The 20,405-nt window shown below is 73.7% G+C and carries 21 protein-coding genes; 6 read left to right on the top strand and 15 right to left on the bottom strand.

From position 1 onward, the window contains the following. Positions 1–43: 43 nt before the first annotated feature. The 4 genes from ACFY3I_RS21365 to infC all read right to left on the bottom strand — a co-directional run bounded on the left by ACFY3I_RS21365 (position 44) and on the right by infC (position 2,543). Entirely contained in the window at positions 44–898 is an 855-nt protein-coding gene (locus ACFY3I_RS21365) for a TrmH family RNA methyltransferase (RefSeq protein WP_390861980.1), read from the bottom strand. A 177-nt stretch (positions 899–1,075) separates the two neighbouring features. Then, on the bottom strand, positions 1,076–1,459 hold the full coding sequence (rplT, locus tag ACFY3I_RS21360) for a 50S ribosomal protein L20 (RefSeq protein ID WP_018549117.1): 384 nt from the start codon (positions 1,457–1,459) through the stop codon (positions 1,076–1,078). Between the two features lie 98 nt (positions 1,460–1,557). Then, on the bottom strand, positions 1,558–1,752 hold the full coding sequence (gene rpmI / locus ACFY3I_RS21355) for a 50S ribosomal protein L35 (protein WP_351320349.1): 195 nt from the start codon (positions 1,750–1,752) through the stop codon (positions 1,558–1,560). Positions 1,753–1,886: 134 nt separating this feature from the next. Further along, positions 1,887–2,543 carry a translation initiation factor IF-3 gene (gene infC, locus ACFY3I_RS21350; protein WP_365288192.1) on the bottom strand — a complete coding sequence of 219 codons (657 nt, stop codon included), beginning with the start codon at positions 2,541–2,543 and terminating at the stop codon, positions 1,887–1,889. Positions 2,544–2,944: 401 nt separating this feature from the next. Here infC and ACFY3I_RS21345 point away from each other — a divergent pair, with 401 nt between their 5' ends. After that, positions 2,945–3,319: a DUF1844 domain-containing protein gene (locus tag ACFY3I_RS21345; protein ID WP_351700433.1), complete on the top strand. Its 375-nt coding sequence runs from the start codon at positions 2,945–2,947 to the stop codon at positions 3,317–3,319. On the opposite strand, the gene ACFY3I_RS21340 is transcribed toward ACFY3I_RS21345, so the two are convergent. After that, positions 3,320–4,051 carry an SseB family protein gene (locus ACFY3I_RS21340; protein ID WP_365287809.1) on the bottom strand — a complete coding sequence of 244 codons (732 nt, stop codon included), beginning with the start codon at positions 4,049–4,051 and terminating at the stop codon, positions 3,320–3,322. A 150-nt stretch (positions 4,052–4,201) separates the two neighbouring features. Here ACFY3I_RS21340 and ACFY3I_RS21335 point away from each other — a divergent pair, with 150 nt between their 5' ends. Then, the gene (locus tag ACFY3I_RS21335; protein ID WP_390861979.1) at positions 4,202–5,251 is read left to right on the top strand and encodes a serine hydrolase; all 1,050 of its coding nucleotides are present in this window, start codon (positions 4,202–4,204) and stop codon (positions 5,249–5,251) included. Positions 5,252–5,351: 100 nt separating this feature from the next. Here ACFY3I_RS21335 and mycP read toward each other — a convergent pair whose 3' ends face one another. Then, positions 5,352–6,515 (bottom strand): type VII secretion-associated serine protease mycosin, encoded by a 1,164-nt coding sequence (gene mycP / locus ACFY3I_RS21330; protein WP_390861978.1) that lies wholly within the window; start codon positions 6,513–6,515, stop codon positions 5,352–5,354. After that, complete coding sequence (locus ACFY3I_RS21325; protein ID WP_390861977.1) at positions 6,512–7,327, bottom strand: hypothetical protein; 816 nt, start codon at positions 7,325–7,327, stop codon at positions 6,512–6,514. Before ACFY3I_RS21325 ends, mycP begins: the two co-directional genes overlap by 4 nt. A 1,272-nt stretch (positions 7,328–8,599) precedes the next feature. Between ACFY3I_RS21325 and ACFY3I_RS21320 the strand changes: the two genes are divergently transcribed. After that, positions 8,600–9,802: an amino acid deaminase/aldolase gene (locus tag ACFY3I_RS21320; protein ID WP_390861976.1), complete on the top strand. Its 1,203-nt coding sequence runs from the start codon at positions 8,600–8,602 to the stop codon at positions 9,800–9,802. Here the strand turns inward: ACFY3I_RS21320 and ACFY3I_RS21315 are convergent. From ACFY3I_RS21315 to ACFY3I_RS21300, 4 genes are read right to left on the bottom strand one after another with little or no spacing between them, the layout of a single operon-like run. Further along, positions 9,787–10,620, bottom strand: coding sequence for a DUF2510 domain-containing protein (locus tag ACFY3I_RS21315; RefSeq protein ID WP_390861975.1), 834 nt, complete (start codon positions 10,618–10,620; stop codon positions 9,787–9,789). The two genes, ACFY3I_RS21320 and ACFY3I_RS21315, sit on opposite strands and share 16 nt — an antisense overlap. 33 nt (positions 10,621–10,653) lie before the next feature. Beyond that, positions 10,654–11,445, bottom strand: coding sequence for a 3-oxoacyl-ACP reductase (locus ACFY3I_RS21310; protein WP_365287821.1), 792 nt, complete (start codon positions 11,443–11,445; stop codon positions 10,654–10,656). After that, complete coding sequence (locus tag ACFY3I_RS21305) at positions 11,442–12,821, bottom strand: aldehyde dehydrogenase family protein (RefSeq protein ID WP_365287823.1); 1,380 nt, start codon at positions 12,819–12,821, stop codon at positions 11,442–11,444. Before ACFY3I_RS21305 ends, ACFY3I_RS21310 begins: the two co-directional genes overlap by 4 nt. Before the next feature lie 8 nt (positions 12,822–12,829). After that, positions 12,830–14,188, bottom strand: a complete 1,359-nt coding sequence (locus tag ACFY3I_RS21300; RefSeq protein ID WP_365287825.1) for a glutamine synthetase family protein — start codon at positions 14,186–14,188, stop codon at positions 12,830–12,832. A gap of 95 nt (positions 14,189–14,283) precedes the next feature. Between ACFY3I_RS21300 and ACFY3I_RS21295 the strand changes: the two genes are divergently transcribed. Continuing rightward, complete coding sequence (locus ACFY3I_RS21295; RefSeq protein ID WP_390861974.1) at positions 14,284–15,018, top strand: FadR/GntR family transcriptional regulator; 735 nt, start codon at positions 14,284–14,286, stop codon at positions 15,016–15,018. 74 nt (positions 15,019–15,092) lie between these two features. Next, entirely contained in the window at positions 15,093–15,779 is a 687-nt protein-coding gene (locus ACFY3I_RS21290) for a gamma-glutamyl-gamma-aminobutyrate hydrolase family protein (protein ID WP_390862168.1), read from the top strand. A 127-nt stretch (positions 15,780–15,906) separates the two neighbouring features. On the opposite strand, the gene ACFY3I_RS21285 is transcribed toward ACFY3I_RS21290, so the two are convergent. After that, positions 15,907–16,845: a LysR family transcriptional regulator gene (locus ACFY3I_RS21285; protein WP_390861973.1), complete on the bottom strand. Its 939-nt coding sequence runs from the start codon at positions 16,843–16,845 to the stop codon at positions 15,907–15,909. 70 nt (positions 16,846–16,915) lie between these two features. Here ACFY3I_RS21285 and ACFY3I_RS21280 point away from each other — a divergent pair, with 70 nt between their 5' ends. Then, the gene (locus tag ACFY3I_RS21280) at positions 16,916–18,034 is read left to right on the top strand and encodes a TDT family transporter (RefSeq protein WP_390861972.1); all 1,119 of its coding nucleotides are present in this window, start codon (positions 16,916–16,918) and stop codon (positions 18,032–18,034) included. On the opposite strand, the gene ACFY3I_RS21275 is transcribed toward ACFY3I_RS21280, so the two are convergent. From ACFY3I_RS21275 to ACFY3I_RS21265, 3 genes are all read right to left on the bottom strand, one after another. Beyond that, positions 17,946–18,665, bottom strand: a complete 720-nt coding sequence (locus tag ACFY3I_RS21275) for a helical backbone metal receptor (RefSeq protein ID WP_390861971.1) — start codon at positions 18,663–18,665, stop codon at positions 17,946–17,948. The genes ACFY3I_RS21280 and ACFY3I_RS21275 overlap by 89 nt on opposite strands. Beyond that, positions 18,662–19,231, bottom strand: coding sequence for an XRE family transcriptional regulator (locus ACFY3I_RS21270; protein WP_365287837.1), 570 nt, complete (start codon positions 19,229–19,231; stop codon positions 18,662–18,664). The genes ACFY3I_RS21275 and ACFY3I_RS21270 overlap by 4 nt, the downstream gene beginning before the upstream one ends. A 160-nt stretch (positions 19,232–19,391) precedes the next feature. Then, positions 19,392–20,366, bottom strand: coding sequence for a hypothetical protein (locus ACFY3I_RS21265; RefSeq protein ID WP_390861970.1), 975 nt, complete (start codon positions 20,364–20,366; stop codon positions 19,392–19,394). Positions 20,367–20,405: the final 39 nt, after the last annotated feature.

The following is a 20,405-nucleotide window of genomic DNA, read 5'->3' as shown; positions in this document are numbered from 1 at the left end:
CACCTCTCAGACGGCGCAGCAGGCCCCCGAGCTGGTCACCCTACTAGCTCTCGGTGACGGAACGGCACCCTCCGGAGGCGCGCTGTGCACGGGCCGTTGCGTAGAGACATACGGCGGCGGCGGTGGCGAGGTTCAGGCTCTCGGCCTTCCCGTGGATCGGAACGCGCACCACGGCGTCCGCCAGCGCGCGGGTCTCCTCCGGAAGCCCCCACGCCTCGTTCCCGAACACCCAGGCCGTGGGCCCGCCCATGGTGCCCTTGTCGAGCTCGTCGTCGAGGTCGTCGGTACCGGCTCCGTCCGCGGCGAGGATCCGCACCCCGGCACCCCTGAGCCCGGCCACGGCCCGTTCGACGGGCACGCCCACGGCGACGGGCAGATGGAAGTGCGAGCCGACGGAGGCGCGCACGGCCTTGGGGTTGTAGAGGTCGACGGAGGCGTCGGTCAGGACGACGGCCTCGGCCCCGGCGGCGTCCGCGCACCGCAGCACGGTGCCGGCGTTGCCGGGGTCGCGGACGTTGGCGAGGACGGCGACGAGCCTCGGGCGGGCGGCGAGGACGTCCTCGAACGGGGTGTCCAGGAAACGGCAGACCCCCACCAGCCCCTGCGGGGTGACCGTGGTGGAGATGTCGGCGATGACCTCTTCGGAGGCGAGGTGGATCCGGGCACCTGCGTCGCGGGCGGCTCCGATGATGTCGGCGTACCGCTCCGCGGCCTCGACCGTCGCGAACAGCTCGACGAGCGTCGGGAGATCGCCGACCCGATGCCCTGCCGCCTCGCGGACGGCCTGCGGGCCCTCGGCGAGGAACAGCCGGTCCTTGCCCCGGAAGTTCCGCTTCTCCAGCCGCCGGGCGGCGGCGACACGCGCGGAACGGGGGGAGATCAGCTCGGGGCTGGGCATGTGAGGATCACTTTCAGAGTAACGCGACAAAAGGCGCCCCCTCGGGGGCTCGGGGAACTGCGCGACCAGCCCCCACGGCCCGCGGCCGAACACGAAGCCATGGACCCCAACAGCAGGACCCGCAAGCCCGAAGGCCTGCGGGTCCTCAAGTCACGTCGGCCGATGCCGGCGTCAGCGTCACGCGGCCTTCGGCGCGTTGACGTCCGCCGGCAGCGCCTTCTGCGCGACCTCGACGAGCGCGGCGAACGCGCCGGCGTCGTTGACGGCCAGCTCGGCCAGGATCTTGCGGTCGACCTCGACGTTCGCGGCCTTCAGACCCTGGATGAAGCGGTTGTACGTGATGCCGTTGGCGCGGGCAGCGGCGTTGATGCGCTGGATCCACAGCTGACGGAAGTCGCCCTTGCGCTTCTTGCGGTCGTTGTAGTTGTAGACCAGCGAGTGGGTGACCTGCTCCTTGGCCTTGCGGTACAGGCGCGAACGCTGACCGCGGTAGCCGGAGGCCGCCTCGAGGATCGCCCGGCGCTTCTTGTGGGCGTTGACTGCCCGCTTGACGCGTGCCACTTGTTAACTCCTTGTAGCGGGGCCGCGGTTGGACTCACGCGGCCCGGAAACGACTGGGTCCCGGTACTGACTTCAGGGCGCCTGCCGGCGCCCGCGCGTCACTTGCCGAGAAGCTTCTTGATCTTCGCGGTGTCGCCCGGGGCCATCTCGGCGGTGCCGGTGAGGCGACGCGTCACGCGGGACGACTTGTGCTCGAGCAGGTGGCGCTTGCCGGCGCGCTCACGCAGCACCTTGCCGGAGCCGGTGACCTTGAAGCGCTTGCTGGCACCGCTGTGCGTCTTGTTCTTCGGCATGGCGCCGTTATCTCCTCGTCGATGGCGCTCCGGTGCCCGGTCGCGAAACCGGGCACGGTGGAACGTCGCTCTTGTATCGGTTACATCCTGAGGCTCGCGCCCCTGGGTGCTGACCTGGGGCGGTTGCCCCGGGATCACGCCTCTGCAGGCTCCTCGGCAGGCTCCTCGACGGGCGCCTCGGCCTCCAGCTCGGCAGCGTTCTGCGACTTGCCGGGGTTGGCCTTCGCGTCGGCCTTGCGGGCTTCCTGCGCCTGCCGGGCCTCGGCCATCGCCTCGGTCTTCTTCTTGTGCGGACCGAGAACCATGATCATGTTCCGGCCGTCCTGCTTCGGGTTCGACTCGACGAAACCGAGGTCCTGGACGTCCTCCGCGAGACGCTGCAGCAGCCGGTAGCCCAGTTCGGGCCGGGACTGCTCGCGACCACGGAACATGATCGTGATCTTGACCTTGTCGCCCTGCTTGAGGAACCGTACGACGTGACCCTTCTTGGTGTCATAGTCGTGCGGGTCGATCTTCGGCCGGAGCTTCATTTCCTTGATGACCGTGTGCGCCTGGTTCTTGCGCGCCTCACGGGCCTTCATGGCCGACTCGTACTTGAACTTGCCGTAGTCCATGAGCTTGCAGACCGGCGGGCGGGCGCTCGCCGCGACCTCGACCAGGTCGAGGTCGTACTCCTGCGCAAGCTCCAGCGCCTTCGCCAGCGGGACGATGCCCACCTGCTCGCCACTGGGACCGACAAGTCGCACCTCGGGAACGCGAATCCGGTCGTTGATGCGGGGCTCGGTGCTGATGGATCCTCCTCGGTAGCACCACGCGACGGTCTGGCGGACAGCCGCGTAACGTGTCTGTTCCTGAGACCTAACCGCACCGAAGCACAAAAAATGCCCCGGACGATCACAGGCAGGGCTCCTCGAACTACCGGAGCACCGCCGCGGGGATCGCGGGGCGCACTATCGGACGGAACGCCGTCGCCGAAAATCGGCGAAGCGACCGCCTGACCGGTGACCCGCCGCCCGGCAGGGCGGTCAGGTGGGAGTTCGAAGCCTCCACTTGTGGGCCGGATCGGTGAGCCGCGAGGCATACCCGTCCGGCCGGTCGTCACTCAAGGTTAGCAGCAAAGCCGGGAGAGGACCAATCGGACGTCCTGGGGCCAGGTCGGAGCCCCGGCCGCGCTGCGCCTATCGTGTGCGTCATGAGTGAAACGCCCCTTCCTGGCACCGGTGACGCCGGTCAGCCCGACTTCGACGAGATGACCCGCGACATCGCCGAGGTCCCCGCGGTCGAGGTGATCGTGACGGTCGCCGTCAACCTGATGAGCGCGGCCGCCGTGAAGCTCGGCCTGACCGAGGAGGGCGACAAGTACAAGGACCTGGACGAGGCCCGCAAGCTGGTCACCGCCCTCGCCGGGCTGCTCGACGCCTCCGCGACCGAGATCAGCTCCTTCCACGCCGCCCCGCTGCGGGACGGCCTGAAGTCGCTCCAGCTGGCCTTCCGCGAGGCCTCGATCGTCCCCGACGAGCCCGGCCAGGGCCCCGGCGAGAAGTACACGGGCCCGGTCTACGGCTAGTCAGTTCCGCACGTACAGGGGCTCGCCCGGAGGCGTGGCCGCGGCCGGCAGCAGTGCCAGGTCGAGGCCGCGTACCAGGCGGGCCCGCAGTGTCTCGTCGGCAGCGAGCCGCTCGGCGACGGCCTGCGCGGTCTCGGCGGCCGGTGCGGCCGGATCGAGGACCAGGGCGAGGGTGCCGTCGCTCCGGCCCGGCCCGAGGTGGGCCCGGCGCACGGCGGGCTGGGCCGCGACCACCGTACGGACGGCCTCCACGACGGCGGGGTCGGCGAGCGGGTCGGTGGTCGTCCGCCCCTCCGCGAGCGCGAGCAGCACCGGTCCGGTCAGTTCGAACGGCACCGGACCCGCGAGGTCCAGCACCACGGTGTCCGCCTTCTCGTGCGCGGCGGCCTGCAGCGCCTGGTGCAGGGGTACGGCCACGGGCCGCGCCGCCGGGTCCCAGCGGGCCAGCGACTCGGTGGAGGTGAAGGCGGGCAGCGCGATGCGGGCGCCGGCCCGCAGGGTGGGAACCGCCATGTCACTGGTCTTCTCGCGGCGCAGCCCGTTCTCGTCCTCCTCCACCTCACCGAGGACGGCCACCACCGGAACGAGCAGCCGGGCGCCCTTCAGGGCCGCCAGGACCGGCCCCACCGCCGTGCGGTCCGCGGCCCAGGCGGCCAGCGCCTCGGCCAGCCGGGGGTCGGCGGAGCCGTCGTCGGCGGAGTAGCCGGAGTCGGGAATGTTCTTGTTCGCCACGGTCCCCGACCCTATCGGGGGGATGCTGCTGCGGTTGTGCGGCCCCCGAAACCGGCCCGACACGGCTTTCACGGGATTCTCAGACATCCCTGACCTCCTTCTAACGTCCGCCAAACGGGGCGCACAGTCCCCGCCCCGAGCATCGCGGGCATGGAGTCCCCCGGAGCCACCCCAGGATCCCGGCGCGGAGGCCGCCGCGTCCGGCGACGGCGCCGGGCGCTCGTCCGCGTCGCCCTCGCCACGGTCGCCGTCATCGGCGCGACCGCCGCGGGAACCGCCTACGTGAGGGCGCACGCCCGCGACGGCGGCACCGTATCCTCGGCTGCGTCGCCGAAGCCCTCCGCATCTTCCTCGTCCTCGGCCTCGGCGAGCGGGGAGGCATCGGTGGAGCCCGTGACGGAGCCGGTCGTGGACCGGGACGCGCTGCTGGGAAAGGCGATGAGCACGGTGACCGTGCCCTCCGGGGCCCGGGTGTCCGCGGCCGTCCTCGACCTGGACTCCGGCGGGAGCGCGGTCCACGGCGACACCGCGTTCGACACCGCGAGCATCGTCAAGGTCGACATCCTGGCGACGCTGCTGCTCCAGGCGCAGGATGCGGGACGGTCTCCGACGGCGGCGGAGCGGGCGTACGCCGCGAAGATGATCCGGAACAGCGACAACGCGTCCGCGTCCGAGCTGTGGGACGCCATCGGCAGGGCGTCGGGCCTGGACGCGGCGAACCGGCGCTTCGGTCTGACCGGCACGCGGGGCGGCGACGGGACGCTGTGGGGGCTGACCCAGACCACGGCGGCGGACCAGCTGGCGCTGCTCCGGCAGGTGTTCGGGGACGACTCGAAGCTGAGCGAGGCCTCGCGGTCGTACCTCCAGGGTCTGATGAGGACGGTCGAGTCCGACCAGCGGTGGGGCGTCTCGGCCGCCGCGGACGGTGCGGGGTTCGCGCTGAAGAACGGGTGGCTGCCCCGGAGTTCGACCGGCCTGTGGGACGTCAACAGCATCGGGCGGGTGACGGCGGGCGGGACCGACTACCTGGTCGCGGTGCTGTCCGACGGGACGGTGAGCCAGGCGAGGGGGATCGCGCTGGTGGAGGCGGCGGCGCGGGCGGCGGTGGGGTCGTTCACGGACGCGGGTTCGTCCGGGTCCGCGCCCGCCTCGGCTTCCGCCTCGGCCCCGACTTCGGCTTCCGCCTCGGCTTCGCAGTAGGCCGGGGGTACCCCCGGCGCCTCTCCCGGGGGTGTCCGCGCCGAGGTGTGCCGAGGAGGTCCGGCGGTTCAGCCGAGGTGTGCCGAGGAGGTCCGGCGGTTCAGCCGAGCCGGCGGCGGTTGCGCCACAGGACTCCCGCGGCCACCAGGAGCACGCCGCCCGCGCCGCCGGCCAGGGGGGCCGCCCAGTCCGTCGCGCCGGCCGCCGCCTTCGCCGTGTCCGGGCCCGGACCGAAGTACTTGCTGCCGTACGACGCCGAGGTCAGGTTCCGCGTCTTCAGCCGGGCCGCGTCCCTGATCGCCGTCGCCGGGTCGATCATGCCGAAGCCGCGGGAGTCGTCGCGCCCGCCGGCCGGCGCGTCGCGGGCCGTGTCCTCCAGGAGTTTCTTGATCTGGGCCGGGGTGAGGCCCGGACGGGCGGCCTTGATCAGGGCGACGGCACCCGACACGAAGGCCGAGGCGGCGCTCGTCCCCCAGCCCTCGTAGTACCGGTGGTCCGGATCGGCGATGACGATGTCGACGCCGGGCGCGCTGACCGTGGCGTACCAGCGGCGGGTGGAGAAGGCGGCGCGGGTGCCGAACTTGTCCACCGCGGTGGCGGCGATGACGCCCGGATAGGCGGCCGGGTAGGAGACGTGGTCGCCCTTGTCGCCGCCGTTGCCCGCCGAGGCCACGACCACGACGTCCTTCTTCAGGGCGTACTGGATGGCCTCGTCCTCGCTCGGCTCGGGGTGCGCGGAGTCGGAGTCGTCCCCGAGGGAGAGGTTGATGACGTCGGCGCCGTGGTCGGCGGCCCAGCGGATGCCCTCGGCGAGGGCGTTGCCCCGGGTGGACCGGGCCTTGCCGCGCGCTCCGTCGCCGTCTTCGAGGATGACCCGGACGGGCAGGATCCTGGCTTCGGGCGCCACCCCCATCACGCCCTCGCCGTCGCCGACGCCGTGGCCGTGACCCGCGATGATGCCTGCCATCGCGGTGCCGTGCCGGGCCCAGTCGCGCTGGCCCTGCCGGGCGCCGAAGCCGATCATGTCCTTGGCGGGGAGGACGTTGCCGGTCAGGTCGGGGTGGTCGGCCTCCACGCCGGTGTCCAGGACCGCGACGGTGACGCCCTTGCCCTTGGTGGTCCGCCAGACCTCGTCGAGGTGCAGGGCCGTCAGGCCCCACTGCTGGGCGCGGATGCTGTCGGCGTGGGCGGTGGTGGACGGCAGCAGGGCCAGCGAGCCGGCCAGCAGCAGGCTCACCGCGACCCCGGTCGGGCGGCGCTTCATGAGGGCTTCTCCGTTGCCGGGCCTGCGGTGTGCTGCCGCAGTCGCCGTTCGATGCGGTCGGCCAGTCCCTGGGCCTCGTTGCCGAGGCCGGCCTGGGCCGCGGACGTGGTGGCGCCGGACGCCTCCGCGTCGGCGGCGGACTGCGGGGTGTCGACGGTACGGCCGTCGGCCCAGCCGGAGACGGCGTAGGCGACGACCGGGGCGTCGGTGAGCACGGAGATCGTCCAGGAGGCACGCTGATGCGGACCGAAGCGCTCGGCCGCGGTGCCCTTCGCGGCGTACGGGAGGGGCATCAGGTCGGTACGGCGGTCCAGGTGTTCGGCCTCGAACCGCTTCGCCAGCGCGGTCATCCCGGCCGGTTCGGCCTTGGTGAACAGCAGCCCCACGGTGGTGACGTAACTCTGGGTGGCGTCGGTGTAGGTGGCCCGGATCAGGCGCCGGCAGCCCACGGGGGCGAGCGCCTTGCGCAGCAGGGGGTCGAAGGCGTCGGCGCAGCCGGTGGCGGAGGCGACCGCGATCCGGGTCCAGGTGCGGTCGGCTCCGCCGGGGCCGGCGCCGGTGCCCTGCACGGTGGGCGGGAAGAGTTCGTCGACGGGCACGTTGTGCCACAGGCCGGCGGCGGTGGTGAAGCTGCCGACGGCCGCCACGTCACCGTCGTCGTCGACCAGCCAGCTTCCGGTCACCGCGCCGCCGATGAGGCCGATTCCGAGCACGACGCAGGCCGCGGCAGCGACGGTGCGGGGCGCCACCCGGCTGACCAGGGACCGCCCCCACCCTCGCGCGTCGTACCCCTCGGGTTCGCCGAAGGTCACAACGGGCCGGTTCCTGCCGGGAGTTCCGGCGGCGGTCCAGGACATCGCCGGGTCCGGCGCCGGGCCGGGGCCGGGCGTCGGGGAGCCGGTGTCACCGGTGGGCGGCACGGCGACCGGGGCCGGGGGCGTCACGGGACGGGGCGGGGCGACGGGCGCGGGGGGCGTCGCCGGGCGGGGCGGCGGGACGGCGTCCGGAGGTGCCGCGGGGCGCGGCGGGGCCGTGGGCACCGGGAACGCCCGCAGCGGGCTCCACGCGGCGCCCGGCTCCGGCGCGGAGCCGAAGGCGGCCGGGAGGTCACCGCGCGACCGCTCGGACCAGGTGCCCCCGGGCGTCCCGGGACGACCGGAGGGTGTGGCGTCGGTCTCCCGGACCGGGCGGCCTGAGGGTGTGGCGTCGGTCTCCCGGACCGGGCGGCCTGAGGGTGTGGCGCCGCTCTCCCGAACCGGGCGGCCTGAGGGTGTGGCGCCGCTCTCCCGGGCCGGGTGCGTGGGCGGGGCCGGCCGCCGGTCCGGCCGGTCGGGGGAAGCGGGTGGCACGAGCCGGTCGGTGCGTGCGGCGGAAGTGGTGGGCGGGCCGTCGGGGAAGCGGGCGGAGGCCGGAGGCGGGGGCGCGGCGGGCGGCGTCTGCGGCGGCCGCAGGTCGGGGTAGCGGGGGCGGGTGATGCGCTCGGCGGATGCCCGACCGGTGGCCGTCCGGTCCCCCACGCCCTGTTCGCCCCGCGTCACCGCACCGCCCCGACTCGTCCGGTCCTCACGACTCTGCTGCGCACCGGACGGCTCCGGCGGCTGGTCCTGCCCGGTGGTGTCGGTGTCGTCAGTGGATACGTCGGAGCGCTGCGCCCGGTTCACCCGGTTCGGCCGCTCGAAGAACCCCGGTCGCTCGCTCCGGCCGGCCGGCTCGGCCGCACCCGGTGCCGCCGCCTGGCCGGCGTCCCCTCCCGTGGCGGACGCGGGGTCGGACGAAGGGCGCCGCGGGATCGGGGCGTGCCGCGCTTCCGTGCTCATGCGCCCCCCGTTTCCTCCTGCCCGGGCCGACTTCGCGTACGGGCGGGCCGGCGTACTCCCCGTCGAGGAGAGGTCCGTCCGGGCACGCATACCCGCGCCCGCTGATCCGCATCCCGGCGCGGGCCGGACGGGCCGGTTCGTTCCGCCGTACGTGCGCGTCACTCTACGGGTTGTCCGAGGGCGAACGGGAACCCGGTCCGCGACCGCGGGGCATCTGCCCCTATCGTCCCCCTACCCCGCGGTAATCCTGTCTGGCAGGCTTCGTTCATGACTGCGCGCGCCGCCGACCGGGCCCGTTACGACCGGGCCACCGCCCATCTGGACGCCCCTCTCGCGATCGTCGACCTGGAGGCCTTCGACGCCAACGCGGACGATCTCGTGCGCCGCGCCGGCGGCAAGCCGGTACGGGTGGCGAGCAAGTCCGTACGCTGCCGGCACCTGCTGGAGCGGGTCCTCGCGAAGGACGGGTTCGCCGGGATCATGTCCTTCACGCTCGCCGAGTCGCTGTGGCTCGCGCGCTCGGGGTTCGAGGACATCCTGCTGGCCTATCCGTCCGCCGACCGTGCGCGGTTCGCCGAACTGGCCGCCGATCCGAAGCTGGCCGCCGCCGTGACGGTGATGATCGACGATCCGGCGCACCTCGACCTGATCGACGCCTCCCGGGACGGCGGGACCGAAGTGGTCCGGGTCTGCCTGGAGTTGGACACCTCGCTGAAGCTGCTCGGCGGGCGGGTGCGGGTCGGCGCCCGGCGTTCGCCGCTGTACTCCCCCGCCCAACTCGCCGAGATGGCGCGGACCGTGGCCCGCCGGCCCGGCTTCGAACTGGTCGGGATCATGGCGTACGAGGGTCACATCGCCGGGGTCGGCGACAGCCTCGCCGGCCGCCCGCTGCGTTCCCGCGCGGTCCGGCTGATGCAGGCCACCGCCCGCCGCGAACTGGCCGAGCGGCGCGCCGCGGTGGTGCGGGCGGTCCGGGCGGTGGCGCCGGGCCTGGAGTTCGTCAACGGCGGCGGCACCGGCAGTGTGCAGACCACGGCGGCGGAGGACGCGGTCACCGAGATAGCGGCCGGGTCGGGGCTGTACGTGCCCCGGCTCTTCGACAACTACACGTCGTTCACCGGCCGTCCGGCCGCCCTGTTCGCCATGCCGGTGGTCCGGCGGCCCGGTGTCGGGGTCGTCACCGTCCTCGGTGGCGGCTACCCGGCCTCGGGCGCACCGGGCCCGGACCGGCTGCCGGTGCCGTACCTCCCGGAGGGGCTGGTGTACGACCCGCAGGAGGGCCCCGGGGAGGTGCAGACGCCGTTGCTCGGCTCCGCGGCGGACGACCTGCTGATCGGCGACAAGGTGTGGTTCCGGCACGCCAAGGCGGGCGAGCTGTGCGAGCGGTTCGACGAACTGCACCTGGTCGAGGGCGACCGGGTGGCGGCGACCGTGCCGACGTACCGCGGCGAAGGTCACACCTTCCTCTGACCTCCGGGGTCCTGGTCCACCGGGCGGATCCCGGCGGCGATCGCGTCCATGTCGGACAGCGGCGGTCCGTCCGGGCCGGCGTCGAAGACGAACCGGACGACGACCGGGGCGGGGATGCCGGAGCGGGCGGGGAAGGCGAGGGACTGGACGTAGCCGCCGGGCCCCTCGGCGGTCCTGACCCGCCAGCGCACCAGGTACCCGTCGCCGCCGGCCACCGCGACCGGGCCGGCCCTGACCACGCGGTGGGAGCTGATGCCGCCGAACGGCCGCCGCCCGCCGGGATCGTGGCCGTAGGCCGCCTCGGCCGCGCGCGGTACGTCCCGTTCGGCGACGGCGCGCGGGGACCCGCCGTCGGCACTGCCGGCCGTACGGCTGAGGACCTCGCCGTGGCGGCAGAGGCCGGTGCCGGCCGGGCAGTCGTAGGTGCCCTCGGTGGTCATCACGACGTCGTCCTGGGCGAGGGCGGAGGGGCTGGTCCAGCCGGCCGGGACCGGCAGGGATATGCCGTTGAGCCGGTCGACGACCAGGGGCGGGGACGGCGGTCCGGTGGGCGGCGCGCGGACCGCGGTGTCCGGGCCGACGCGCAGTCCGTCCGTCCGGAGCGCGGCGGCGCCGCCGACGATCGCCGTCACCAGCACGGCCCCGGCGGCCGTCGACGCGACCGCGCGTGCCCGTCCGGACGCCCCGGCCGCCGGGGTCGGCGGCGCGGGGAGGCCGGACGGGGTGCGCCGGTGCCCGGTCCAGGTCCCGCCGTCCCACCAGCGCTCCAGGTGCGGAGCCTGCGGGTCGCGGTACCAGCCGGGCGGCGTCGTGCTCACTGACGCACTGTAGGACGGGAGCCGGGGCGGCTCCTACAGGGGCGTGACGTACGCCCCCGAGATCCCGCCGTCCACCAGGAAGTCGCTGGCGTTGACGAACGAGGAGTCGTCGCTGGCCAGGAAGGCGACGGCGGCGGCGATCTCGTCGGCCTCGGCGAACCGGCCGAGCGGGATGTGGACCAGGCGCCGGGCGGCCCGCTCCGGGTCCTTGGCGAACAGCTCCTGCAGAAGCGGGGTGTTGACCGGTCCCGGGCACAGCGCGTTGACGCGGATGCCCTCCCGGGCGAACTGGACGCCCAGTTCGCGGGACATGGCCAGAACTCCGCCCTTGGAGGCGGTGTAGGAGATCTGCGAGGTCGCCGCGCCCATCCGGGCCACGAAGGAGGCGGTGTTGATGATGGAGCCCCTGCCCTGGCGCCGCATGTAGGGGATGGCGGCCTTGCAGCACAGGTAGACGGAGGTGAGGTTGACCTCCTGGACGCGCTTCCAGGCCTCCAGTCCGGTCTCCAGGATGGAGTCGTCGTCGGGCGGCGAGATACCGGCGTTGTTGAAGGCGACGTCGACGCTGCCATAGGTGTCGAAGGCCGTCTTGAACAGCGCCTCGACCTGTTCGGCGTCGGTGACGTCGACCTTCACGAAGAGCCCGCCGACCTCCTCGGCGGCGGCCTTGCCGCGGGTCTCGTCGACGTCGCCGCAGACGACGTGCGCGCCCTCGGAGGCGAGCCGCCGTGCGGTGGCGAGGCCGATGCCGCTGCCGGCTCCGGTGATGACGGCGGTGCGGCCGACGAGTCGGCGGCAGACGGTCTCTTCGGTGGATGCGGTCACTGTGCGGGGCCCTCCGTGCTGATGAAGACGTTCTTGGTCTCGGTGAAGGCGGTGAGCGCGTCCGGGCCGAGTTCGCGGCCGATCCCCGACTGCTTGTAGCCGCCGAAGGGGGTCCAGTAGCGGACGCTGGAGTGGGAGTTGACGGACAGGTTGCCGGCCCTGACCGCCTGGGAGACGCGCAGGGCGCGGCCGACGTCGCGGGTCCACAGGGAGCCGGAGAGGCCGTAGTCGGTGTCGTTGGCGAGGCGGACCGCGTCGGCCTCGTCGTCGAAGGGGATGACGGCGGCGACCGGGCCGAAGACCTCCTCGACGGCCACGCGGGCCCGGGGGTCGACGCCGGTGAGGACGGTCGGCGGGAACCAGAAGCCGGGGCCGTCGGGAGCCGTGCCCCGGATGCCGGGCGCCTCGGCTTCGACGTACGAACGGACGCGGTCCAGCTGGGACTTGGAGATCAGCGGGCCCATGTCGGTCTTCTCGTCGGCCGGGTCGCCGACGGTGACGGACTCGATCGCGGGGGCGAGGAGTTCCAGGAAGCGGTCGTGGACCGAGCGCTGGACGAGGATGCGGGTGCGGGCGCAGCAGTCTTGCCCGGAGTTGTCCAGGAAGGACATGGGGGCGGCGGCCGCGGCGGCCTCGATGTCGGCGTCGGCGAAGACGATGTTGGGGCTCTTGCCGCCGAGTTCGAGGGTCACCCGCTTCACCTGGTCGGCGCAGAGGGCCATGATGCGCTTGCCGACCCGGGTGGAGCCGGTGAACACGATCTTGGCGACGCCGGGGTGCCGGACCAGGGCCTCGCCCGCGATGTCGCCGCGTCCGGGCAGTACCTGGAAGAGGTGTTCGGGCAGTCCGGCCGCCAGGGCGAGTTCGGCGAGGCGGAGCGCGGTGAGGGGGGTGGTCTCGGCGGGTTTCAGGATCACCGCGTTGCCGGCCGCGAGGGCGGGTGCGCTGCCCCAGGCCGCGATCGGCATGGGGAAGTTCCAGGGCGCGATGACGGCCACGACCCCGAGGGGTTCGAGGAGGGTGATGTCGAGGCCGCCGGGCACCGGGATCTGGCGTCCCGTCAGCCGTTCCACGCCGCCCGCCGCGTAGTCGAGCAGGTCCCGGACGTTGCCCGCCTCCCAGCGGGCGTTGCCGATGGTGTGCCCGGCCTCCTTCACCTCCAGCTGGGCGAGTTCCTCGCGGTGTTCGTCGACGGTGACGGCGAACCGGCGCAGCAGCCGGGCCCGTTCGCCGGGTGCGAGCGCGGCCCATCGCCGCTGGGCCTCGGCGCCCCGCCGTACGGCGGTGTCGACGTCCTCCTCCGTGGCCCCCGCGACGGTCGCGATCACCTCCTCCGTGGCCGGGTCGAGGACGTCGAGTTCGTACTGTTGCGACAAGTGGTGCCTCACATGCGTTCGAAGGAGCGGCGCAGCTCCCAGTCGGTCACCGCGGCGTCGAATGCGGCCAGCTCGACGCGGGCCATGTTGCGGTAGTGCGCGACGACCTCGTCGCCGAAGGCGGCGCGGGCGATGGGGCTGTTCTCCCAGAGCTCGGCGGCCTCCCGGAGCGTGGTCGGGACGTGCGCGAAGTCGGCGGCGTACGCGTTGCCGGGGCAGGGTTCGGGGAGTTCGAGCTTGTGCTCGACGCCGTACAGTCCGGCGGCGACCAGGCCGGCGACGGCGAGGTGGGGGTTGACGTCGCCGCCGGGCAGCCGGTTCTCGAACCGCAGCGAGCGGCCGTGGCCGACGACCCGGAGCGCGCAGGTGCGGTTGTCGTGGCCCCAGGCGACCGCGGTCGGTGCGAAGGAGCCCGGCTGGAACCTCTTGTAGCTGTTGATGTTGGGCGCGTACAGGAGCGAGAAGTCCCGCAGGGCGGCCAGCTGTCCGGCGAGGAAGTGCCGCATCAGCTCGGACATGCCGTCCTCGGCCGCGAAGACGTTGGTGCCGTCGGCGTCGGCGAGCGACAGGTGGATGTGGCAGGAGTTGCCCTCCCGCTCGTTGTACTTGGCCATGAAGGTGAGCGAGACGCCCTCCTGGGCGGCGATCTCCTTGGCACCGGTCTTGTAGACGGCGTGCTGGTCGCAGGTGACCAGGGCTTCGTCGTAGCGGAAGGCGATCTCGTGCTGACCCGGGTTGCACTCGCCCTTGGCGGACTCGACGGTCAGTCCGGCGCCCGCCATCTCGTTGCGGATCCGGCGCAGCAGCGGCTCGATCCGGCCCGTCCCCAGCACCGAGTAGTCGATGTTGTACTGGTTGGCCGGGGTCAGTCCCCGGTAGTTGGCGTCCCAGGCGGCCTCGTACGTGTCCTTGAACACGATGAACTCCAGCTCCGTACCGACCTGTGCGGTGCAGCCGAGTTCGGCGAGGCGCTCCAGCTGGCGGCGGAGGATCTGCCGGGGCGCGGCGACGACCGGTGAGCCGTCGTTCCAGGCGAGGTCGGCGACGAGCAGGGCGGTGCCCGCGTTCCAGGGCACCCGGCGGAGGGTGGTGAGGTCGGGATGCATGGCGAAGTCGCCGTAGCCGCGCTCCCAGGAGGACATGGCGTAGCCCTCGACGGTGTTCATCTCGGTGTCGACGGCGAGCAGGTAGTTGCAGCCCTCGGTGCCGTGGTGCAGGACCTCGTCGAGGAAGAAGCGGGCGGCGAACCGCTTTCCCTGCAGTCTCCCTTGCATGTCGGGGAAGGCGAGGACGACAGTGTCGATCTCGCCGCCGGCGACGAGCGTGTGCAGTTCCTCGACGCTGAGCGGGGGTGTGCGGTCTGCCACGGGAGGACTCCTTGGGCTTCATCGCGCTGCTGCGGCCGGGCCGGGAGTTCTAAGGTATTGGTGAGAACCATTGCTTGGGAAGGGGGTGCGGCCTCATGTCGCCGGACGCGGACGGCGCCCTCGACGACCCGTTGACGCCGGTTCTGCGACCGGTGCGGGCGGGCAACGGCTTCGAGGAGGCGCTGGAGCAGATCCTCCAGGTCGTCCGGCTGGGCCTGGTCCCGGGCGGCGGGCGGCTGCCCGCGGAACGGGTGCTGGCGGAGCGGCTTGGGATCAGCCGGGTGACTCTGCGCGAGGTGCTGAAGGTGCTCCAGGACCAGGGCCTGGTGGAGTCCCGGCGCGGGCGCTACGGCGGCACGTTCGTGCTGCGGCGGCCGGACGCGGGCGGCGAGGACGAGCTGCGGCGCCGCACCGCCGAGGTCGACCTCGAGGACGTGCTGCGGTTCCGCGAGGTCCTGGAGGTGGGCGCGGCCGGGCTGTGCGCGGCACACGGGCTGTCGGGAGAGCGGGCGGACCGCCTCCGTGAGGCGCTGGCCCGCACCCACGAGGCGCCCCTGGCGGACTACCGCCGCCTGGACACCCTGCTCCATCTCACGATCGCCGAACTGTGCGGCTCGCCCTCGCTGACCGCGCAGTACGCGGCGGTCCGGGCGACCGTCAACGACCTCCTGGACTGCATCCCGCTCCTGGTCCGCAACCTGGAGCACTCGCAGCGCCAGCACCTCGCCCTGGTGGAGGCGGTCCTGGACGGGGACGCGGACGGCGCCCGGGAGATGATGCGCGAGCACTGCGCGGGGACGGCCGCGCTGCTGCGGGGGTTCCTGGCGTAACCGCCGGTCGGCATGTCATAAAGGTGCGGACACTAAAAGGTGTGCGGGACTACCTTTACGACTGGGGAGGGTCCATGCCCGGACGGCCGCTGATCGGCGTGAGCACCTATCTGGAGGCGGGGACGCGCTGGGGCGTCTGGGAGCTGGAGGCGGCCCTGCTGCCGGCCGGCTACCCACGTCTGGTCCAGCGGGCGGGTGGCCTGGCGGCGCTGCTGCCGCCGGACGCCCCGGAACACGCGGCGGCCGCGGTGAGCCGCCTGGACGGCCTGGTGATCGCCGGCGGCCCGGACGTGGAGCCGGTCCGCTACGGCGCCGACCCCGACCCCCGCACCGGCCCTCCGGCCCGCGCCCGGGACGCCTGGGAGCTGGCGCTGATCGACGCGGCGCTGGCCGCGGGCGTTCCGCTGCTCGGGATCTGCCGGGGCATGCAGCTCCTCAACGTCGCCCTGGGCGGCACGCTCGTCCAGCACATCGACGGCCATGCCGGGGAGCCCGGTGTCTTCAGCCGCCACGAGGTGAAGCCGGTCCCCGGCACGCGCTACGCCGACGCCGTCCCGGTGGAGACCGCGGTCCCCACCTTCCACCACCAGGCGGTGGACCGGCTCGGCACCGGCCTGCTGCCCTCGGCGCACGCGGCCGACGGCACCGTAGAGGCGATCGAGCTCCCCGCCGGCGACAACTGGGTTCTCGGCGTCCAGTGGCATCCCGAGATGGGCGAGGACCTGCGTGTGATGCGGGCGCTGATCGCGGCCGCGTCCTGAGCCGACCGCGCGGCGGGAGCGGCCGGCCGTCACCCCGGCCACGGCAAGGACCCGGGGCGGCGGCCGGGGCTCCGACGGCTGGAGGCACCTCGGCCGCGAGACGGGTCCACGGCGGCGGGCACGGGACTCAGCCCCGGGTCAGGGCCAGCAGTTCGCGGGCCGGGCCGGTGGGGCGGTGACCCGTGGGCCACACCGCCCGCAGGGCGCGCCGCAGGGCGACGCCCTCCACCGGGATGCTCACCAGTCTGCGCATGGCCAGTTCCTCGCCCACCGCCAGTTCGCTGAGGACCGCCGGGCCCGCGCAGCCGACCGCCGACGCCTTCACCGCCGTCGTGGAGGAGAGTTCGATCAGCGGGCGGGCCAGGCCGCCCAGCGCCGCGTCCAGTACCTGTCGGGTGCCGGAGCCGCGTTCGCGCAGGATCAGCGGGGTCGCCGCCAACTCCTCGGCCGCCAGGGGGCGTCGGCGGCGGGCCCACGGATGCGCCGGAGCCGTCACCACGATCAGACGGTCGTGGGCCACCACCGTCGAGTCCAGGCCCGGCGGGACCGTCAGCCCTTCCACGAATCCGAGGTCCGCCTCGTCCGCGAGCAGTCGCTGTGCCACCGCCGCGGAGTTCCCGGCGAGCAGCGAGACCGCCGTGTCGGGGCGCTGGGCGCGCAGCGCGAGCAGCCAGCCGGGCAGCAGGTACTCGGCGATGGTCATGCTCGCCGCCACCCGCAGCCGCGAGTCCCGCCGGTCCCGCAGCGCCTGCGCCCCCGCGTCGAAGGCCTCCGCCGCCTCCACCACCCGTCGCGCCCAGTCGGTCACCAGTGCCCCCGCGTCGGTGAGCCGGGAGCCGCGCGGTGAGCGGTCGACGAGGGCCACGCCCAGCTGACGTTCCATCGAGCGGATCCGGCTGCTCGCCGCCGGCTGGGTGATGCCGACCTCCCGGGCCGCCGCCCCGAGGCTGCCCAGCCGTGCCACCGCCAGGAGCAGTTCCAGCGCACCGAGATCCGGCACCCGGTGTGCCAGGGTGCCGCCGGCCGCACGGTCCCCCGCGCCGCTCGTCCCGCCCGCTTCGCTCATAAGACCAGCTTATGCCCCCATAGAGAGGGACTCCCTGGTCGGCGGCGCGAAGCCGCGGGACCGTGGACCCATGGTCACCGCAGTCCGGTATCTCGGCCCCAACTGGTACGCCTCCGTCATGGGCACCGCGGCCCTCGCCCTCGGCGGCGCCGCGGTCGCCGGCGACGGTCCGCGTGAGGTCCTCGTCGGCATCTGGGCGCTGTCGCTGCTGCAGCTCCTGGTCCTGCTGGCCGCCCGCGCCCTGCACTGGGTCCACCACCGCGACCAGGCCCTCGCCCACCTGCGCGACCCGGCGGTCGCCCCGTTCTACGGCTGCCTCGCCATGGCCCTGCTCGCGGTCGGCGGCGGCGCCCTCACCATCGGGCGGGACTGGATCGGCGAGCGGGCGGCGGTGGCCCTGGACGCCGTGCTGTTCACCGCCGGGACCGCGGTGGGGCTCGCGGCCGCGGTCTCCGTGCCGTACCTGCTGGCCGTACGGCACCGGGTCGGGCCCGGGCAGGCCGGCCCGGTCTGGCTGCTGCCGCTGGTCGCGCCCATGGTGTCGGCCGCGCTCGGACCGCGGCTGGTCCCGCACCTGCCGCCCGGACAGCCGCGCGAGACCCTGCTCTACGGCTGCTTCGCGCTCTTCGGGCTGAGCCTGCTGGCCACCCTGCTGATGCTGACGCTCGTCTTCGCCCGGATGGTCACCGGCGGTCCGCCGCCCCTCACGCTCGTCCCCACGTTCTTCCTGGTGCTGGGCCCCCTCGGACAGTCCACGACCGCGGTGGGCGCCTTCGCGGACCTCGCGCCCGGGGTGGTCCCGGCGCCCTTCGCCGCCGGTTTCGGCCTCCTCGCCGTCCTCTACGGAGTTCCGGTCATGGGGTTCGCGCTGCTGTGGCTGGCGCTGGCGGCCGCGCACCTGGTGCGGGCGCGGCGGGCGGGAATGCGCTTCGCCATGACGTGGTGGGCGTTCACCTTCCCGGTGGGGACGTGTGTCACGGGCGCCGCGTCACTGGAACGCCACACCGGCCTCGCCGTCTACGACTGGCTGGCGCTGGGCCTGTACGCCCTACTCGTCGCGGGCTGGTCGGCGGCCGCCGCCGGCACCGTACGCGGGCTGCTCAGCGGCGAACTGCTCGCAGGGCCTCGTCCAGCATCCGTGGCGCCTCGGCCAGCGACGGTCCGTACCACGTCAGGTGCCGTCCGCTGACCAGTGCGCACGGCAGTCCGGGGAAGGCCTCTGGACCGTCGTCGGCGGTGAAGGCGTAGGGCTCGTCGGGGAGGACGACCAGGCCGGGACGCGCCTCGTTCAGCTCCTCGGCGGGGACGCGCGGATACCGCTCCGGGTGTGCGGCGTACAGATTCCCGACCCCCAGCCTCCTGAGGACGTCGCCCGCGAAGGTGTCCCGGCCGAGGACCATCCACGGCCGCCGCCAGATCGGTACGACCGCGGCCGTACGGGGCTCGGGCACCGGCCCCGACCAGGCCTCTTCGGCCTCGTCCAGCCAGCGCGGGCGGGTGCCCGCCCCGCAGGCCGTCAGCAGCCGGGCCAGCTCGCCGAAGGCCTGCGGCACCTCCCGCACCTCCGTGACCAGCACCTCCACGCCGGCCGCGCGAAGGGCGTCCAGGTCGGGGGCGCGGTTCTCCTCCTCGTTGGCGACCACCAGGTCGGGAGCGAGGGCGAGGATCCGGTCGAGCCCAGGGTTCTTGGTGCCGCCGACACGGGTGACGTCGAGGTCGGCCGGATGGGTGCACCAGTCGGTTGCGCCGACGAGGACCCCGGGGAGGGTCCGGGCGACCGCCTCGGTGAGCGAGGGGACCAGGGAGACCACGCGGGTCAACGGGGGCGGTCCTGGACGGCCTCGATGTGTTCCGCAACCGCCACCACGATCACCCTGGTGTCCGGCACCGTCGCCCGCCAGCGGTGACGGACTCCGCCGGTGAGGTAGAGGGTGTCGCCGCGGCCCAGCCGGTAGGCGCGGCCCTCGGCCTCGATCTCCACCGCGCCGTCGGCGACGTACATCAACTCGTCGTTGCGGTGCTGGAATTCGCGGCCCGCGTCGTGGTCGCCGGTGAACTCCGAGGCGTGCAGTTGATGGTGGCCGCGCACCAGGGAACGCACCTTGGGCGCGAAGTCCGGTTCGGCGGCGTCGGCACGCACCACGTCGACGCTGCACGCCGGATCCGCGGCGGCGAGCAGCTCGACGGCGGTGGTGCGCAGGGCGTCGGCGACCTTCTCCAGCGAGGCGCGGCTCGGCCGGGCCCGGTCGTTCTCGATCTGGCTCAGGAAGGGCACCGACAGGCCACTGCGCTCGGCCACCACGGCGAGGGTGAGCTCCAGCGCGCGGCGGCGCCGCCGGACTGCCGCGCCCACCCGCACGGGCTGCTGGTCTTTGTGGTCGCCCATCGCTCCGGCTCCCTCCTTCGCTCGTCGGCCCGTCGTCGTGTCCACCGGGTGCCCCGCTTCGGCCGGGCCCCCTTCTGTTGGGTTCTCTGCACCCTACGCATGTTCGGCAAACCGTTTCAGGCGGGTGTCACATCCCCGTCACGTCGGGTGAGCGCGACCCTCACAGTTCTCGCCAGTAGACGAGCTCTCCGGACTCGCCGGGCGCGGACTCCTCCTTCGGGATGAACACGCTGACCAGGAGGGCCGGACGGCCGTCGGGGTCGGTGAGCAGGGTGGCCGACGGGTTGGCGAAGGCGCGGCTGCCGCCGGGGGTGCGCAGCCCGAGCCGGTCGGCCCGGCCGGAGACCGGGTCGTAGACGTAGGCCGACCAGCTGCCGAAGTCGCCCCGCAGGCGCTGGCCCTCGATCAGGACCAGCGGGTGCCCCATCAGTTCAATGCGCGATCGGTCCCCGATGTTCCCGGCGGTGCCCCAGGCCAGCAGGGCCAGGTCGAGACGGTGCTCGGGGTGCGCCCGCCAGGTGGTGAAACCCCGCAGGGTGGCGCGGAGTTGGCGGTCGGTGGTGCAGTCGGCACGGTAGTGGCCGGTCAGTTCCACGGTGTCGCCGTGGACAGCGGTGACGTCCGGGGTGCCCTCGGCGCAGCGGGACAGGGTGCGGGGGGCGTCGAACGCGCGGTCGGCCGCTCCGGCCAGCAGGGCGCCAAGGCTTGGGTAATGCCGTAGCGCTATGTGGTTGGCCGGATCCTTTTCGTATGCGAGGACCCATCCGCCGGTGCCATCGGCGTGCAGCGAGGGCTGGCTGGTGCCGGGACCGAAGTCGTGGCGCCGGGTCCAGGTGCGCAGGTCGGTGGAGGTGGCGACGGCGGTGTGGAAGCGGCCGTCGGCGAGGGCCGTGTGGTAGACGGCGAGGTAGCCGCCGCCGTACGCCCCGGGCACCGGGGTGATCTCGGCGGTGTCCATGGTGCGGCCGGTGTCGTCCCGGGCGTCGAAAACCGCGCCGTCCGCCCGCGTGACGTCCGCGGCGAGTGCCTCGAACCGGGCGGCGGCGGCCGAGGCCGGGTCCGGGCCGGCCTCCGAGAACCGGGGCACGGTCATGGCGGCCGCCAGCAGCAGGAGGGGCCAGAGCCGGCGGATCACGGGCTGCTCACAGGAAGGGGGCGGGACCGGGGCGTCGAA

Source organism: Streptomyces sp. NPDC001068, from assembly GCF_042897315.1.
Taxonomy (GTDB): Bacteria; Actinomycetota; Actinomycetes; order Streptomycetales; family Streptomycetaceae; genus Streptomyces.
This window is presented reverse-complemented; position numbering and strand designations above follow the sequence as displayed.